Source organism: Paenibacillus sp. Y859, from assembly GCF_056786405.1.
The window spans coordinates 220,016-235,325 of sequence record NZ_JBXCIZ010000004.1 but is presented as its reverse complement, the minus strand read 5'-3'; the positions used below and the strand labels follow the sequence as shown (position 1 = coordinate 235,325).

14 protein-coding genes and 2 pseudogenes are annotated in these 15,310 nt (G+C 42.2%); 6 read left to right on the top strand and 10 right to left on the bottom strand.

The features are described 5' to 3' along the window. Positions 1-3 precede the first annotated feature (3 nt). The 3 genes and pseudogenes from AC1TO8_RS12160 to AC1TO8_RS12150 all read right to left on the bottom strand — a co-directional run. The gene (locus AC1TO8_RS12160) at positions 4-447 is read right to left on the bottom strand and encodes a helical membrane plugin domain-containing protein (RefSeq protein ID WP_482055874.1); all 444 of its coding nucleotides are present in this window, start codon (positions 445-447) and stop codon (positions 4-6) included. 290 nt (positions 448-737) lie between these two features. Continuing rightward, a complete protein-coding gene (locus AC1TO8_RS12155; RefSeq protein WP_482055873.1) occupies positions 738-1,490 on the bottom strand; it encodes an SDR family NAD(P)-dependent oxidoreductase in 753 nt (250 codons plus the stop codon). A 129-nt stretch (positions 1,491-1,619) separates the two neighbouring features. Continuing rightward, positions 1,620-1,752, bottom strand: a pseudogene (locus tag AC1TO8_RS12150) (carbohydrate ABC transporter permease); the annotation flags it as partial. A 259-nt stretch (positions 1,753-2,011) separates the two neighbouring features. On the opposite strand from AC1TO8_RS12150, the gene AC1TO8_RS12145 reads away from it, so the two are divergent. Next, positions 2,012-3,106: a PRK06851 family protein gene (locus tag AC1TO8_RS12145; protein WP_482055965.1), complete on the top strand. Its 1,095-nt coding sequence runs from the start codon at positions 2,012-2,014 to the stop codon at positions 3,104-3,106. A gap of 298 nt (positions 3,107-3,404) precedes the next feature. Here the strand turns inward: AC1TO8_RS12145 and rlmN are convergent, their stop codons facing one another. Continuing rightward, positions 3,405-4,502 (bottom strand): dual-specificity RNA methyltransferase RlmN, encoded by a 1,098-nt coding sequence (gene rlmN / locus AC1TO8_RS12140; protein WP_482055872.1) that lies wholly within the window; start codon positions 4,500-4,502, stop codon positions 3,405-3,407. A gap of 195 nt (positions 4,503-4,697) precedes the next feature. Here rlmN and AC1TO8_RS12135 point away from each other — a divergent pair, with 195 nt between their 5' ends. Continuing rightward, on the top strand, positions 4,698-5,375 hold the full coding sequence (locus AC1TO8_RS12135) for an S-layer homology domain-containing protein (RefSeq protein ID WP_482055871.1): 678 nt from the start codon (positions 4,698-4,700) through the stop codon (positions 5,373-5,375). Between the two features lie 153 nt (positions 5,376-5,528). On the opposite strand, the gene AC1TO8_RS12130 is transcribed toward AC1TO8_RS12135, so the two are convergent. Further along, entirely contained in the window at positions 5,529-5,891 is a 363-nt protein-coding gene (locus tag AC1TO8_RS12130) for a hypothetical protein (RefSeq protein ID WP_482055870.1), read from the bottom strand. 234 nt (positions 5,892-6,125) lie between these two features. Between AC1TO8_RS12130 and AC1TO8_RS12125 the strand changes: the two genes are divergently transcribed. Genes AC1TO8_RS12125 through nagA form a run of 3 tightly spaced genes read left to right on the top strand, consistent with a single transcriptional unit; the run spans position 6,126 to position 8,903 of the window. Next, the gene (locus tag AC1TO8_RS12125; protein ID WP_482055869.1) at positions 6,126-6,995 is read left to right on the top strand and encodes a MurR/RpiR family transcriptional regulator; all 870 of its coding nucleotides are present in this window, start codon (positions 6,126-6,128) and stop codon (positions 6,993-6,995) included. Position 6,996: 1 nt separating this feature from the next. Then, entirely contained in the window at positions 6,997-7,722 is a 726-nt protein-coding gene (gene nagB / locus AC1TO8_RS12120) for a glucosamine-6-phosphate deaminase (protein WP_482055868.1), read from the top strand. After that, positions 7,722-8,903, top strand: a complete 1,182-nt coding sequence (nagA, locus tag AC1TO8_RS12115; RefSeq protein ID WP_482055867.1) for an N-acetylglucosamine-6-phosphate deacetylase — start codon at positions 7,722-7,724, stop codon at positions 8,901-8,903. The genes nagB and nagA overlap by 1 nt, the downstream gene beginning before the upstream one ends. Before the next feature lie 259 nt (positions 8,904-9,162). Here nagA and AC1TO8_RS12110 read toward each other — a convergent pair whose 3' ends face one another. Together AC1TO8_RS12110 and AC1TO8_RS12105 are read right to left on the bottom strand one after the other, a co-directional pair. Beyond that, positions 9,163-9,519, bottom strand: coding sequence for a nucleotide excision repair endonuclease (locus tag AC1TO8_RS12110; RefSeq protein WP_482055866.1), 357 nt, complete (start codon positions 9,517-9,519; stop codon positions 9,163-9,165). Positions 9,520-9,784: 265 nt separating this feature from the next. After that, positions 9,785-10,384, bottom strand: a complete 600-nt coding sequence (locus tag AC1TO8_RS12105; protein ID WP_482055865.1) for a carbohydrate ABC transporter permease — start codon at positions 10,382-10,384, stop codon at positions 9,785-9,787. 165 nt (positions 10,385-10,549) lie between these two features. Here AC1TO8_RS12105 and AC1TO8_RS12100 point away from each other — a divergent pair. Continuing rightward, positions 10,550-10,972: pseudogene (locus AC1TO8_RS12100) on the top strand (glycosyl hydrolase family 65 domain-containing protein); the annotation flags it as partial. Here AC1TO8_RS12100 and AC1TO8_RS12095 read toward each other — a convergent pair. The 3 genes from AC1TO8_RS12095 to AC1TO8_RS12085 all read right to left on the bottom strand — a co-directional run bounded on the left by AC1TO8_RS12095 (position 10,967) and on the right by AC1TO8_RS12085 (position 15,235). Continuing rightward, the gene (locus AC1TO8_RS12095; RefSeq protein WP_482055864.1) at positions 10,967-12,166 is read right to left on the bottom strand and encodes a M20 family metallopeptidase; all 1,200 of its coding nucleotides are present in this window, start codon (positions 12,164-12,166) and stop codon (positions 10,967-10,969) included. The pseudogene AC1TO8_RS12100 and the gene AC1TO8_RS12095 sit on opposite strands and share 6 nt — an antisense overlap. Before the next feature lie 90 nt (positions 12,167-12,256). Beyond that, positions 12,257-13,630, bottom strand: a complete 1,374-nt coding sequence (locus AC1TO8_RS12090) for an MFS transporter (protein ID WP_482055863.1) — start codon at positions 13,628-13,630, stop codon at positions 12,257-12,259. Between the two features lie 318 nt (positions 13,631-13,948). Next, entirely contained in the window at positions 13,949-15,235 is a 1,287-nt protein-coding gene (locus AC1TO8_RS12085; protein ID WP_482055862.1) for an NCS2 family permease, read from the bottom strand. Positions 15,236-15,310 lie beyond the last annotated feature (75 nt).

Here is a 15,310-nt window from a genome sequence, read left to right as displayed (position 1 = left end):
GATTTACTTCTTACTACGTTCTTCACTAACTTGAAGATAAGCGTTGACAAAGCGAAATAGCTTTTGCGCTTGTGGATCTTTAAGCATTTTTAACAGACCAAAAACGCCGATGGCTTCTTGACTTACCTCGGCACGGTCCTTCGCTTCTATCACGTTTACCGCTATATTCTTCACGGAGTCCTTCACAGGTCCAACGATTTCTTGGATTGCACCTACGGTGTCACTCTTTAACACATCATCGGTAGCGACGGAATGAGCGAAATCATACGACTTCGTCAATACATTGACTATCTCAGTCAATTTAGGCAACTGCTCAATTAAAGCAGTTAGGGATTGCTGAACCTCAGGTTTCAATAATTGCTCCATTACATCATTAGGTTCACGGCTTGTAGATAAGGTTTGAGATTCTGTTGCTTCAGACGTTGTCTGAGTAATCGCTTCTGACATAACTAATTCTCCTTTACGTTAACAATATTTACTTCACATATAGAACTGGCTCTGCCGTCCTTAATAGGGTGGCTAACGATACTTCGTATCGCTAGCAGGTATCTGCTTCTGCGAGAAATATAAGAATACATGCACTATTATTCACAAATGATACTATCGATACTTCGTATCACTTTATGGTATCCGTCTCCGCCGAAATATAATCACTGCTTAGCTTAAATTATAACCTATATTGTATACCTGTACATTATAATTTGGATGTACAGGTATACATAGGTGCTATTCATTCATTATTTGGCCGTTACGCCACCATCAACTGGTAGTTCAATGCCCGTAATATAGGATGAAGCGTCAGAAGCAAGGAATAGTACAGCTTGAGCTACTTCCGATGCTTGTCCTACTCTTGGTAATGCTGTTTGGGACAAGAACCACGCTAGCATTCTATCATCAGCAACCATATCTGTTGTCATTGGAGTTTCAATAAATCCAGGGTGAACAGAGTTCACGCGAACATGATCTTTCCCGTAATCGACTGCTGCTGCCTTAGACAGCATACGTACCGCACCTTTGGATGCCGTGTAGGCTCCCGCACCACTGCCACCCGTTAATCCAGCAATCGATGAAATATTGATGACTGAACCCCCTTGGTTACTTTGCATATGTGGAATAACATGCTTCATCCCCAAGAATACACTTGTAACATTGATATTCATGACTCTGTTCCATTGATCCATAGTGGTATCAAGCAAATTGACTGCTAAAGAAATACCCGCATTGTTAACCAATACATCGATTTTGCTATATTTCTGAATAGTATCTTCTACAACCTTAATCCACTCTTCTTCTGATGCCACATTATGCGCAAATGCTATTGCTTCTCCGCCATTCGTTGTAATTTCTTGAGCGACAACTTGAACAGCAGCCTCGTTAATATCAGTTAATACAACGGTAGCTCCTTCTTTGGCAAGTAGAATTGCCTCTTCACGTCCCATACCGCTTCCGGCTCCCGTAATCATGGCTACTTTTCCATTTAATGTTCCCATATTTACTCCTCCTAGTAATAAAATGATGTTAAACAATTCTGGAGTTCCTCTAACTATCATAGTATTTCCTAAGTATTATTAAAGTATGACGGAATCGCTGTGATACAACATATCACAAATTTGAACAAATAAGTAGAATCGGCATGCCAAATTGAAATCTGTGTTAAACTGTCCCTGGAAAATATATTGCACAAGTGGCAATGATCGGTGTCATCAGCGGGAATATAATACGCCAGAAGGTACCCCAAGTGGTTGCCCCATCTCTCGAAAAATATTTGACCTGACTGACGACAATACCCGGATGAGACTACGTAAGAATCGTTGTGTAACGGAATAAGTTAAGAGCAAACACTTGGTATGAAGACAAAAAGAGCCTCATATATATCTATATATGAGGTGTTCAGTAATTCAGTTAAATGCTTCATGCAAGTGTAAAAACCCCATTTGAGTTGCACCATATTCGTAAGGAAATAATACGATGTATGATGACCAAGACATTAGCCCTGAAAGGTGTGAAGCATATGAATGGAATCGTCCGGAATTATTATGCAAACGGAAATACGGCTCGTGGATATACAAGTTTGTTGGATTCATCACTACAAGGATTGGAGCATCTGTTTATTGTGCAAGGTCCTCCAGGAACCGGAAAATCTAGCTTGATTAGAGCCATTAGCGATCAGATGGTGTTAAACGGATACGACATCTGGTTAATGCATTGCCCTTCGGACAATGAATCGTTGGACGGATTGATCATCCCACGTTCTAATATTGGCATCGTCATTGAAACAACATCAGATTCCATCGCACCCACATCTCCAGAGACGGTCCTACATTACGTAGATTTAGGAAGAGCTTGTGACTCAACTCAACTGAGCATGCACAACATTGAAATCAAAAGTCTGAACGAGCAAATCTCTCAAGCCAATATCCGTGCATATGCCGGCTTCGCAGAAGCCCTTCGCATTCATGATGAGTGGGAAGTTCTATATATCGAGAATATGGATTTTCAAAGTGCAAATGAGTTGACGAATGAGTATGTTCAGATTCTATTCGGTGATGGAAAGCTCAATAAGCAGAGCCGCGTGGATCATCGGTTCTTGGGTGCCGCCACACCTAACGGCGCGGTTGATTTCGTCTCTAATCTAACAGAAGGCTTGAATAGGTATCTTATCAAAGGTCGTCCTGGTTCCGGTAAATCCACGATGCTGAAGAAATGGGCTGCCGTTGGGATCGAACGGGGTTTCGATGTTGAGATTTACCATTGTGGCTTCGATCCCAATAGCTTGGATATGCTCATTGTCCGAGAGCTTGGGTTCGCCATATTTGACAGCACGGCACCACATGAGTATTTCCCTGATCGCGACACCGATGAAATTGTCGATGTATACCCCCGCTGCATAAAGCCGGGAACCGATGAAAGACTAGCAGAAGAACTCCTTCATGTCAGCCAGCGATATAGCGCAGCAATGAAACAATCGATTCAGCATTTGGCAGAAGCTAAATCCTTTCAGGATGAACTTTCGAATATCTATACACAGTCGATGGATTTCAGTCTAGTGGATCGGATGAGGAATGAGCTTCAAGATGAGATCCAAAACGAACTTAATCGTGCATAAAAGAAAATAGATATACTAGGTCTAATTGAACTAAGCCCCTTCGATTACGAAGGGGCTTAATCCTTACCCGACCGATCCTTCCTCAGTTAGATGTACCTAGCTTCGCTAGGCAAGCAGTTGCATTATGTACAGCTAAATTCAGCCTTTTTCCTCTTTAGCCAACTTTAATTGCAAACCTACATCTAAATTACTGGAAATTCCACTTTTTATCATTATTATCACTTTTAAGTGTAGTTTTGCAACTATCTCCTGTGACTTCAACTTTTCCTGATTATTAAATCTCCTCTTTACATAGTCTTTAACCTAATGCAAATCGATCTTGATCAGAAATATCCTCTTCCGATTGTTTCATTTGTTTACTTCTTAATTGTCCACAAGCGGCATCAATATCTGCTCCATGCTCAAGTCGAACTGTACAGTTAATATCTTGCTTCTTCAACGTATCATAGAATGCTAGAATCGCTTCTTGATCACTTCTCTGATATTGACTATGTTCATCCACTGGATTATATGGAATCAAGTTAACACTTGCGAAATCCTTTTTATCGCGAATCAATTCAGCAAGCTCTAAAGCATGTTCCTTACGGTCATTTACATCCTTGAGCAAAATATATTCGAACATAATTCTTCGATTTGTCTTAGATAAATAGTACTCTACAGCCTGCATTAATTTCTCTATTGGATAAGCACGATTGATCTTCATAATCCGCGTCCGAAGTTCGTTATTCGGCGCATGTAAAGAGATCGCTAAGTTAACTTGCAAATCAGCATCTGTGAATTCAATAATTTTATCCGGTAGCCCACTGGTTGAGACAGTAATTCGTTTCGCACCAATAGCTAACCCTTTCTGGTCCTTAATCACCTGTAGGAAGTTTACTAGATGAACGAAATTATCGAATGGCTCGCCAATCCCCATAACTACAACATGACTCACCTTCTCATCTTGTTGCGCTTGATCCAAATGGTGCTGGGCCTTCATAATTTGCTCGACAATCTCACCGCTGGTTAGATCGCGACTTTTCTTTATTAAGCCACTCGCACAGAAGCTGCATCCAATGTTACAGCCCACTTGAGTTGTGACACAAACCGCTAAACCATATTTCTGTCTCATTAATACCGTTTCAATCAGATTGCCATCCTCTAATTTGAACAGAAACTTAATCGTTCCGTCACTTGATTCTTGCTTCACATGTTCAGATAAGGTTTGGATGATGAAATGGTCTGCCAATAAATGAATACACTCTTTATTCACGTCGATCATTTCTGAGAAATCCGTTACTCTCTTCCGATACAGCCAATCCCAGACTTGTGATGCCCGAAACTTTCGATGTCCATATTGTATAAGCCATTCTGTCAGTTGTTCAAATGTTAATCCATAAATGGATTGTTTATTCATTTCATTTCCTCTTTTCAAAACTTAAAAGTAAAAGTTCAGTCTTATGATAGTTACGGTGCCGAAGCTAGCCATTTAGTCTTGATTGTCTCAAATTTTTATTATTAACACAAGAGGGGTAAACAGTCATTTCCTTGCAACCTTATTTAGCCAATTTCGTCTAGGTAAGTATAGCAAGGTCAAATAAACCTATATGAGGTGACTGACATAAAAACCAAATTTAGATTATTCACGCTTACAGCTGCGGCTGCGCTCTCACTAACCCTTGCAGGACAAAGCTTTGCAGCAACGCAACCTTTCACAGACTTAGTAAATGTAGCTGCACAAGATAAGATTATCGCGTTACATGAAAGAGGTATTGTACACGGGGTTACAAGTAATCTATTCATTCCACAAGCTAGCATTACAGCGGCTCAAGGCGTTCAACTAATGGTTAATGCTTTTGACCTAAACCTTGATTTCGTAAGTTTCGCTAAAGAACCGAAAGCTACGAATTATTATGTATTAGCTAATAATGATGCATGGTATGCAAACACTCTCATTATATCTGCTGTGAACAAAATTGAATTGCCCGTAGATTTAGATCCCAATGATCCATGGACACGCGAACAGTTTACTCATCAACTCACTCAAGCTATGGAGAAACACGGCAACCTTCCTATGATCAACATTCTTCCCACTAAAATGAATGATGAGAGCGAGTTGACCATTGATTATAGTGGATCCATTCAACGCGCAATCACATATGGTCTTGTGCAGTTGGATGCAGAGCGGAATTTCCATCCACAAGCTGTTATCTCTCGTGCTGAGGCGGCAGAACAGATCTACAACGCACTTGATTATATCAATGCACATCCAGCACCATCCATAAAGTAAACACATACCTAGTATCTAGACCCTAATTCATTTTAATCCCCTCCATATAACCCATGGAGGGGATCTCTTTCATACTGAATAAGGTATGGGGTCATTTCAACTTTTTCGGGAACTGCTTGATGATTCCATCTGCCAGAACGTCGGCAAACATCGCTATATGCGCTTCTCCCCTATCATAGGTCGTAATATCCGCATCCCAATCCTTCTTGATCCTTGCGGTGACTTCATCCGCCCCTTAAACGCATTACCTATAGCCTGCTGATTCTTTAAAAGTCTTGCACTTACTTTCTCTTGATCTTCCATCCCTGCAAGTGCGCTCACAGTATAGTTCCTCGTCCATATCATATGATCGGTCCAAAGCTTCCTTAAGTCAGCCTTTAGCTGTACCTTCGACGGGCTCAAACATTCCTTTGGCGTACGAGCATGCACGTTCCCCGTGCCTTCCACATGTAGTGGTATCGACGTCATCACAAGAACCATACAGAACGATAAAGCTTTCAAACATAATCTCTTCAATATACTCTTCTCCTTTTGTGCACAAATGACATGTCTAGCTTTATTCTAGACTGTATCGCTCATTTCATGCACCAGGGAGTATATTGTCATTCATCCAAATAGATTCTACTTCCATATAGGAGTGAATCAGGTTGCATCCACAGATCCATTGTATTATTATATATGTGAAAATCATTTTCCACTCATACTACATATACACTGAAATCATTTTAGCGAGGGAGGTGTTCAACGCCAGTGATCCTTCATACCATCCAACGTCAGTTGACAAAACTGTCCCCTTTGGAACGCAAATTAGCGGAACGAATTCTGTCTGCTCCGGGTGAAGTGATTCATATCGGCATTACGGAATTAGCAAAACAATGCGGTATCAGTCCAGCTACGATCACACGGTTTTGCAAGGTTTTTCATTTCAAAGGATTTCCCGATTTCAAGGTGCATTTAGCATCAGAAATAGCGAAACTGGGCGCAGAAGGACAATCTCACTCTTCTGCCTATCAAGATATTGTGGCTGGTAATCCTCTATCTCTCATCGTCGAAGCCATGCAAGCTAATCATCTAGCGTCTATTCGAGATACTACCACCTTACTGGATCTAACAAAACTTGCGAAAGTCGTGGATTGGCTATGTGGAGCACGCAGGATCGATCTCTACGGGATGGCAACATCTTCTATTATTGCTCAGGATTTCTACCAAAAGCTGATTCGCATTGGTGTTAACTGTACTGCCTTTTCCGATTCCCATATGCAGATTACGTCAGCATCTACGCTAGGTGAGGACGACGTCGCTTTTGCTATATCCTATTCGGGAGAGACTACGGAGACCATCGATGCCTTGACCTGTGCCAGCAATAGCGGAGCCACCACGATATCCCTTACTTCTTACGGAAGCAACACGTTGGCTTCTTTAGCCGATCTCCCTCTGTTCTCCTCTTCATTAGAAAAAGGGATGCGGCGGGGAGATATGGCATCACGTATCGCGCAACTTCATATTATAGATATTCTATTCACTGGCATGATCAGCAATCAATTCAAAGACTTTGTTCCTAAGTTGGAACAATCCTATAACAATATCCAACATTATCGCAAAAAACGAGGAGGTCAATAAAATGAATATATTCACATTTAATAAAGAAGAAGATTTCGTACAGACTGGAGCGAATCTCATTGTTAGTCTATTACAAAGTAATCCGCAGGCAGTTCTCGGTCTCGCTACAGGCAGTTCCCCACTAGGTATATACGCGCGATTGGCTGACATGTATAAAAGAGGTCTAGTAAGCTTCGCAAAATCCTCTGTTTTTAACCTTGATGAGTATGTGGGCTTAGCTAACGATCACCCGCAAAGCTACAGTACCTTTATGAAGGAACAACTCTTTAACCATATTGATATTGACCCGAAACGAACCTTTATACCTAATGGCAGTGCTCATGATTTGGAAGCTGAATGTCAGGCATATGACCAACTGCTTGAACAGAATGGGCCAGTCGATCTACAACTACTGGGAATCGGTAGCAATGGGCATATCGGCTTCAATGAACCAAATGATCATCTCATTGGGGGTACACAAGTTGTGGATTTACAAGAGGAGACCATTCAAGCCAATGCCCGCTTCTTCACTTCTCTTGACGAAGTACCTAAGCAGGCTGTAACGATGGGCGTAGGTAGCATTATGAAAGCCCGGCAAATTGTCCTCATCGCACGCGGTGCCGAGAAGGCCGAAGCCATTAAGAATGCTTTTCAGGGACCGATCACAACGCAATGTCCGGCTTCTTTCCTACAATGCCATTCAAACGTCATCGTACTGCTGGATCATGAGGCGGCGAGTCTACTCTAATGAGTAGCATTGACGTTGTAGAACAACTTCTTTTCGGGAAAGTACTGACACCACAAGGTTTGATTGAGAATGGCGTTATCGCCATCTCTGGAGATACTATTTCCTATGTTGGCGATAAACAATATCTACCACATGACTATACAGAATGGACCACTGTCGCTCCGCAAGCTGAAGGATTACTTATCCCAGGATTCGTAGATGTTCACGTTCATGGTGGAGCAGGACATGATTTCATGAACAGTACCCACAAAACCTTGGACGCGATTACGCAATTCCATAGTTCTCAAGGAACGACTACGATGCTCGCTACAACGATGACCGCTCCAAAGGATGATATTGATAACGTGCTACGAGAAGTGAACGCTTATCGTTCCAACAACATGCCCTATGCTCAATTGGCAGGGGTTCATCTGGAGGGACCCTTCATCAGTCCTCAGTGGCCTGGTGCACAGAATCCCCAACATATCGTTCTCCCTAACGTAAGTTGGCTTGAGGCATGGGAGAAACAGTACCCTGGTCTCATTCGGCAAGTCACACTCGCTCCTGAGCGTGAGGGAGCTCTTGAAGTCATTTCATGGCTGAGAGATCATGGAATTACTGCGGCTCTCGGACATACCGATGCGACATATGAGCAAGTACTGGCTGCTGTTGACGCAGGGCTCAAGCAGGCTGTTCATACCTTTAATGCCATGACACCTCTACATCACCGTAAGCCGGGCGTAGCCGGAGCCGTTATGGGTGAATCACAGATTGCAGCAGAGGTTATTGCCGATGGCATTCATGTTCATCCCGCTGTCATATCTATTCTGGCACGTCTAAAGACATCAGCCAATCTTCTTCTCATCACCGACGCCATGTCCGCTGCTGGACTTGGTGACGGCGAGTACACATTGGGTGACCAGCCCGTGAACGTATCTGGAGGAATCGCGACATTGAAGAATAACGAGGGGGCTCTTGCTGGAAGTACATTGACCATGATCCGTGGTTTTCAATTTCTCGTATCAGAGGTTGGATTCTCCCTGCAAGAAGCTTCCCAAGCCGCCAGTCTGAATCCAGCCATTTCACTTGGGTTGGAGCAACAGATCGGGACTCTAGAATCCGGCAAACAAGCTGATATTCTCCTGTTAGATGGTAACCTAAACCTTTCTAGCGTATGGGTGCGAGGACGAAATATCGTTTAAAAGCCAATGAATAGTACGTATGAACATAATAACGCAGTAGTCCCTACCTTTAAGTGAAGGGGATTACTGCGTTTTTTGCGTATCAAAAATGAACAACTCATAAAAAATAAAGGGGTTTTCATCCTTCCTTACATATATTATTCTTACCTATTCATAATGAGAATAAACTTCTAAAAAATCTGAATAGAACACAAATAACCCGTAAGATAGTCACTTCATCCAAAGTGCTATCTTACGGGTCTGCCGTTCAGTTTACGATTTACTTATATAACACCTTGTCCACATTGTATTTAGCCTTAAGCTCATTCACAATATAGGTTTCATAGATTTCTCTATGAACAGGATCGCCGATAAGACAAACATCAATTCTAGTTACTTCGTCTCTATAAGCTTTCATCGGTGATGTCGTATCTTCGAAATGTTTCTTTATTCTTGGTCTTAGCTTCCTCGCTTTGCCAACGAACAATAATTCCTCATTGTCGTTGTAGAACATAAAGATTCCCCCCATATCTCTAGGGATCAGGTGAAAATCCGTAAACCCGTAAATATTACTTAGCACTGGAGCAACCTGTTTGTCAATGGTAACGTCCGGTGTTGGTATGGTTATATTAATCATTTTAGCTCACGTCCTCTATCTATCTATATAAGTGTACATTTTATCACAAATCTCAATGTTACACCATTTCAATCTAAATAAAAGTACGAATTATACATAAAAAAACTCATTTTTCTAAATACAGTATTTCCAAATGTCCTTAGAATACACTCATGGATAATAAAGGGGCTTACGTAAAGGACTCCGATCTTATAATAAGAGTGGAGGCGTAGAAAAATAAGAGCGCGAGCACCTAAGAACTTCTAGGACGATCGCGCTCTTATTGTTATCCTTTAATCCCTGAACTAGATATCCCTTCAATATACTGTTTCTGGAACATGAAGAAGAAGATCAAGATCGGCAAAGTGGATAGGACAACCCCTGCCATAATCAGTGGTGTATTCTCAAACACAGCATCCTTCACACTATTTAAACCAACTACCAGTACATACATCTTAGGTGTATTAGCCAATGTACTTGGAATGAGGTAACTATTCCATGTTCCTGCAAAAGCCAAGATGGACATGGTGATCAATGGCGAGCGAGCTAATGGGTACACGATCTTCCAGAATGACCCCATCTTGGACATGCCGTCCATCCGAGCTGCTTCCATGAACTCATTCGGCACGGTAACAAAGAATTGTCTGAGCATGAATATATATAAACTTTGATACAGAAATGGAACGGTTAATGCCTTAAATGAGTTTAACCACCTAAGTTCGGCCATGTTTACATAGACGGGTATCAAAATCATATGATAGGGGACCATCATCGTTGCAAGCACGATCCAGAAGATAACCTTCTTCCCTCTGAAATTTAACTTGGCAAGGGCGAAGGCTACTAATGGATTCACAATTAAGTTACCGATAATGACAACCCCCGTCATGATGATCGTATTGAAGAGCCACCTCTTGACGTTATATGCCTTTCCCTTTCATCTTCTGATTGACAAGTACAGCCATCAAGAGCCCTAGAATCGTTTGGATTGGCACAGCAATGATAACAATTTCCAATGAATGAAGGACTGCCTTAAAGAATTCAGAATCCTGTAATATTTGCGCATGATTCGTCCTTATCGTCTTGTATTTTCAGCATTATGGCTTCTAAAGTGGGGTACGCAGACAAAGCGTATAATTATTTCACCGAAACAGCGCGCCTTGACCTGGATAATACCCACGGAAATACGAAAGATGGTCTACATCTAGCTAATATGGGCGGGACTTGGATGGCAATCGTATACGGTTTTGCAGGGGTGAGACTTAAAGAGTCGGGGCTGTCATTATCGCCAACGATCCCAACCAGTTGGGATCGTTATGCATTCCGTATTCGTTACCGTGGACGTCTCATTCAGTTCCAAATCCATACAAGAGGCTTCCAGATTGAACTCCTTGAAGGGGAAGACTTGCAAATTCAAGTATATGGTAAGCGAGTGAGTTTAGGACTACATCAGTCTGTTAAGCAATCGCTCTTATAAAGATTCGCTACCATCGCAATAAGAAGCAACAACAGCAGCCATCGCTTTTGCACAAATAATAAGACTTTTTTCATTGATATCGAATTTAGGGTGATGATGCGGGTATGCTTCTCCCGACTCCGGCATCGCACCTACATAGAAGAAACACCCGGGTACTTGTTGAAGGTAGTAAGCGAAGTCTTCTGATGGCGGTTGTGGAGCTGTCTCCAATACAGCTTCTACCTCTGGAATAGCCGCTTCTACTAAAGCTTGATGCACATGTTCTGTCACTTCAGGATCATTATATAGAACAGGATAATCATTAGCATATTCAAGAACGGTTGTTACACCAAATGATTTCTCTAATCCTTCTGTAAAAGCACGAACTTGAGATTCGACGATGTCTCGTGTCTCATTAGACATCGTTCGAACATCTCCCTCAAGCGTTACAGCATCTTTAATTACATTGAATGTACCTTTACCATCGAAACTACCAATGGTAATGGAAGCTGTATCAAATGGGTTGATCCGGCGGCTAACAATCGTTTGCAAACTCATAACGAAGGAACTCGCTGCAACAATAGCATCATTCGCCATATGAGGCGATGAACCATGCCCACCTTTACCTTGAACACGTAATTTGAAGTAAGATCTTCCCGTTTGTGTGTTCCCACTTCTGTAATAAATATGTCCTGTTTGCATGGTAGACATGACATGGATCCCGATGATAGCGTCTACGCCGTCTAACACTCCCGCTTTAATCATTCCGAGTGCGCCACCTGGAGGTGCTTCCTCCCCTGGTTGATGAATGACTCTAATCGTACCTTTCAACTGATCTTTCATCTCCGCTAATGTCTCTGCTAATACCAACATATAAGCCGTATGCCCATCATGCCCACAAGCATGCATGACGCCTTCGTTTTTTGACGCAAACGGTAAGCCTGTTTCTTCCTTGATAGGCAGTGCATCGAAATCCGCCCGAATAGCGATCGTTTTTCCTGGCTTAGTCCCTTTAATAGTTACAACGACCCCGCGTTGACCACCGAAGTTCGTTTCCACGGAGTCCACGGGGATTTCTTTATAGAAATCGGCGATATAGGCTGCCGTTTGATCTTCATGGAAAGAAAGCTCTGGATGCTCATGAAGATGTCGACGAATTTCGATTATACGCTCCTGTTTGGCATCTAACTTCTCCATTAAATCATTCAATAACATGTAATGGCCCCCTTCATTTATTTCATAATAACTACAAAATAATCTTTGTTATTCTATCACAGGCTTAGCTAACGGGGACGGGGATGGCGTCTATTTGCCAGCACTTCTTGGAACAAATAGAACAATAGAAATGATTGAAAGTACACCGAATATAACGTTCGTGATAATCCCGGCTGTTGCAGCCACTTCCAGACTTGCCACTGCTTCAATTGAACTATATACCGTTGCTGAAATGGCAACACCGAACGCTCCACCAAGGGAGCTTGCCATTTTGTAGATCCCTGCAGCTTCACCAACTTTGTTGGAAGGTGCATTAGATACCGCTGTATCTGTTGATGGCGTTGCATATATTCCAAGTCCAAGACCAAATAAGGCAAAGCCAATAAACACAGCAACTGTATAGGTAAAGCCTTGTAAGAATGTTAAACCCATAACTGCTACACCAACAGAAGTTATGACTGCACCCCATATCATGGGTGATCTTGCGCCTACCTTCTGCAGAATTTTCTCACCGACACGGATCATAGCCAACACGGCTACTAAATAACCAATGGATAACATCCCTGATTGAAACGAAGTAAATCCTCGACCTACTTGAACATACGTGTTGGCAACAACGAGTGTACCTGCTACTGCGTTTAACAAGAAATTTGAGTATGTGGCACCCGCGTACGGTTTATTTTTAAATAAGGAGAAATCAATTAATACAACAGCTTTTCCCTTTTCAACTTTAACAAATACGATAGCTCCTATGATCGTAACAACAGCCAAACCAAGCGTAAGTGGACTTGTCCAGCCGAAATCTGCACCTTGAGTAATAAAGATATTTAATGCAAGCATCGTTACTATAAAAATAGCTAAGCCCGTGTAATCGAATTTAAATGCGCCTGTTGATTGTCCTCTACTTTCGGGCGTGTCTTTAATAAGCCACATCGCAAGCAGTGAGAATACAATTGAAAAGATGAATATCCATCTCCATCCCAAATACGTCGCAATCGCACCTCCAGCAAGAGAACACACACCTGAACCACCCCAAGATCCGATGGACCAATAACTAAGTGCACGTTGTCGATCTGCACCTTCGAAATACGTCTTCATCAATGCGATGGTTGCTGGCATGATACATGCAGCGGATAAACCTTGAACGACACGACCCATAATTAACATGACGGACCCATGAGCAAATACCAGGAGTAGAGAACCAACAACACTTAATATTAGCCCGATATATGTCATCTTTTTGCGTCCAACCTTATCTGCTAATCCACCAGCAGCAACGATAAACATCCCTGAGAATAACGAAGTTAAACTAATGGCTACATTCAGTGTTCCCATTGAAATACCTAAATCTGATTGAACTGCTGGAACAACATTGACCATCGCCTGTGCAAAAAGCCAGAACGTTAAGACGCCAAACACAATTCCTGCAATCATTTTGTTTGTTCCTTTATAGCTGCTTTCCATGAGTTTTATCCTCCTTATGTGCATGGAGGTATTATTAGCAATAGTACCGATATTTATAAAACTAATTGTCAAACCGTCATCATAGGGATGCTTCATTCTTTGCTAGGGCACATTTAAGATGAATAAAAATCCTCTTCCTTGGACAAAGGCCATTGGTGCTGGGATATGTTCTGGTATGCCTCCGCTGCGAAAGAAAGATTTGTAGCAGCTCGCAAGTATGTTATCGCTCGAACCCAACATAGGAACACTCTAAGTACGTATTGAAAACACCTATAGCCTGAATGCCATAGGTGTTGTGAACAACTTCTCTAATTCAACTTATATCGATCCTAATATAAAATACAGTAGGAAGAAGAATGCGATGACGTACATCGTCACAGACACTTCTGCTCTCCGACGCGTAACTACCTTCACAAGCGGGTAAGCGATGAAACCAAATGCAATCCCATTAGCGATACTAAAGGATAGTGGCATAATCACCATCATTAAATAGGCTGGAAAAGCCTCTGTAAAATCACTCATGTTTATTTCCTTGATACTTTGGAACATAAGACAACCGACAATGATGAGCACAGGAGCAATCGCACTGCTCGGGATCACTTTGAATACGGGAATAAGAAATAATGCAGGAACAAACAGAAGTCCCGTTGTAAAAGAGGTTAGACCCGTTCTTCCTCCCGAGGCAATACCTGTCGCAGCCTCAGCGGCTGTTGTCATGGGGCTACAACCCAGAAGTCCCGCACTGATCACCGAAAAGGAATTCGCCTGAAATGACTTCCGAAACTTTGATTTATCAGGTAGCATTCCAAGCTGCGCGCCCATATTCGAGAAAATAATGACCATCGATAACGAGAATACCGCGGTCCAGAAATTAAGCGTACCTATCGCGCTAAAATCCAGAGCGAAAAATAACTCCCCATATCCAGCAAAGGAGATGCTGAAATCACTTAAGGTCGAAAAATCGACAATACCCAGTAATGCACCAATACATGTCCCTATGACAATGACAATTAAGAAGCTTCCTGTGACATTCCGTAAGAAAAGCGGAATCGCAATAAGTAAGGTTAGTATTGTCGTCAATGCATAGGGGTCACTAAAATCCGCTAAGGTAACGAATGTCCCTTCACTCGCAACGATCAGTCCGCCATTCTTCAATCCTAGAAAGGCAATAAAAAGACCAATGCCGGCGGTCATTGCGTTAATCATAGACTTTGGAATCGATCGAGATAAATAGTCGACCCCTTTTGTTATCGAAGTTAGCATAAATACGATACCTGCTAGAAATACAGCTGCAAGTGCTTGCTGCCATGTAAGTCCTAGCGAGAATACCAATGTAAAAACAAAAAATGCGTTATCGCCCATACCAGGGGCCATAATTAATGGTGAATTCGCCCATAATGCCATCAGCATACAACCAATAAAAGAACAAATGACTGTAACAATCATTGCAGCTTCATACGGCATGCCAGCTTTACTTAAAATAGCCCCATTCACCGCAATGATATAGGCAATCGTCATAAAGGAGGTTGCTCCCGCAACAACTTCCGTACGTATAGTTGATTTCTCCTCATGAATATGGAACAGCTTCTGTAATCGACTCTTCAATATCAGGAACACCCCTTATCGTTTTCCTACCTCATAGGGTTCTCCCAATGCTTTCGGTGCACGTGCCTACCTACC

Bases quoted from the DNA above. Each gene is read 5' to 3' on its own strand.
- AC1TO8_RS12160 (WP_482055874.1), bottom strand. From the start codon at position 447: ATGTCAGAAGCGATTACTCAGACAACGTCTGAAGCAACAGAATCTCAA.
- AC1TO8_RS12155 (WP_482055873.1), bottom strand. From the start codon at position 1,490: ATGGGAACATTAAATGGAAAAGTAGCCATGATTACGGGAGCCGGAAGC.
- AC1TO8_RS12145 (WP_482055965.1), top strand. From the start codon at position 2,012: ATGAATGGAATCGTCCGGAATTATTATGCAAACGGAAATACGGCTCGT.
- rlmN (WP_482055872.1), bottom strand. From the start codon at position 4,502: ATGAATAAACAATCCATTTATGGATTAACATTTGAACAACTGACAGAA.
- nagB (WP_482055868.1), top strand. From the start codon at position 6,997: ATGAATATATTCACATTTAATAAAGAAGAAGATTTCGTACAGACTGGA.
- nagA (WP_482055867.1), top strand. From the start codon at position 7,722: ATGAGTAGCATTGACGTTGTAGAACAACTTCTTTTCGGGAAAGTACTG.
- AC1TO8_RS12110 (WP_482055866.1), bottom strand. From the start codon at position 9,519: ATGATTAATATAACCATACCAACACCGGACGTTACCATTGACAAACAG.
- AC1TO8_RS12105 (WP_482055865.1), bottom strand. From the start codon at position 10,384: ATGACGGGGGTTGTCATTATCGGTAACTTAATTGTGAATCCATTAGTA.
- AC1TO8_RS12095 (WP_482055864.1), bottom strand. From the start codon at position 12,166: ATGTTATTGAATGATTTAATGGAGAAGTTAGATGCCAAACAGGAGCGT.
- AC1TO8_RS12090 (WP_482055863.1), bottom strand. From the start codon at position 13,630: ATGGAAAGCAGCTATAAAGGAACAAACAAAATGATTGCAGGAATTGTG.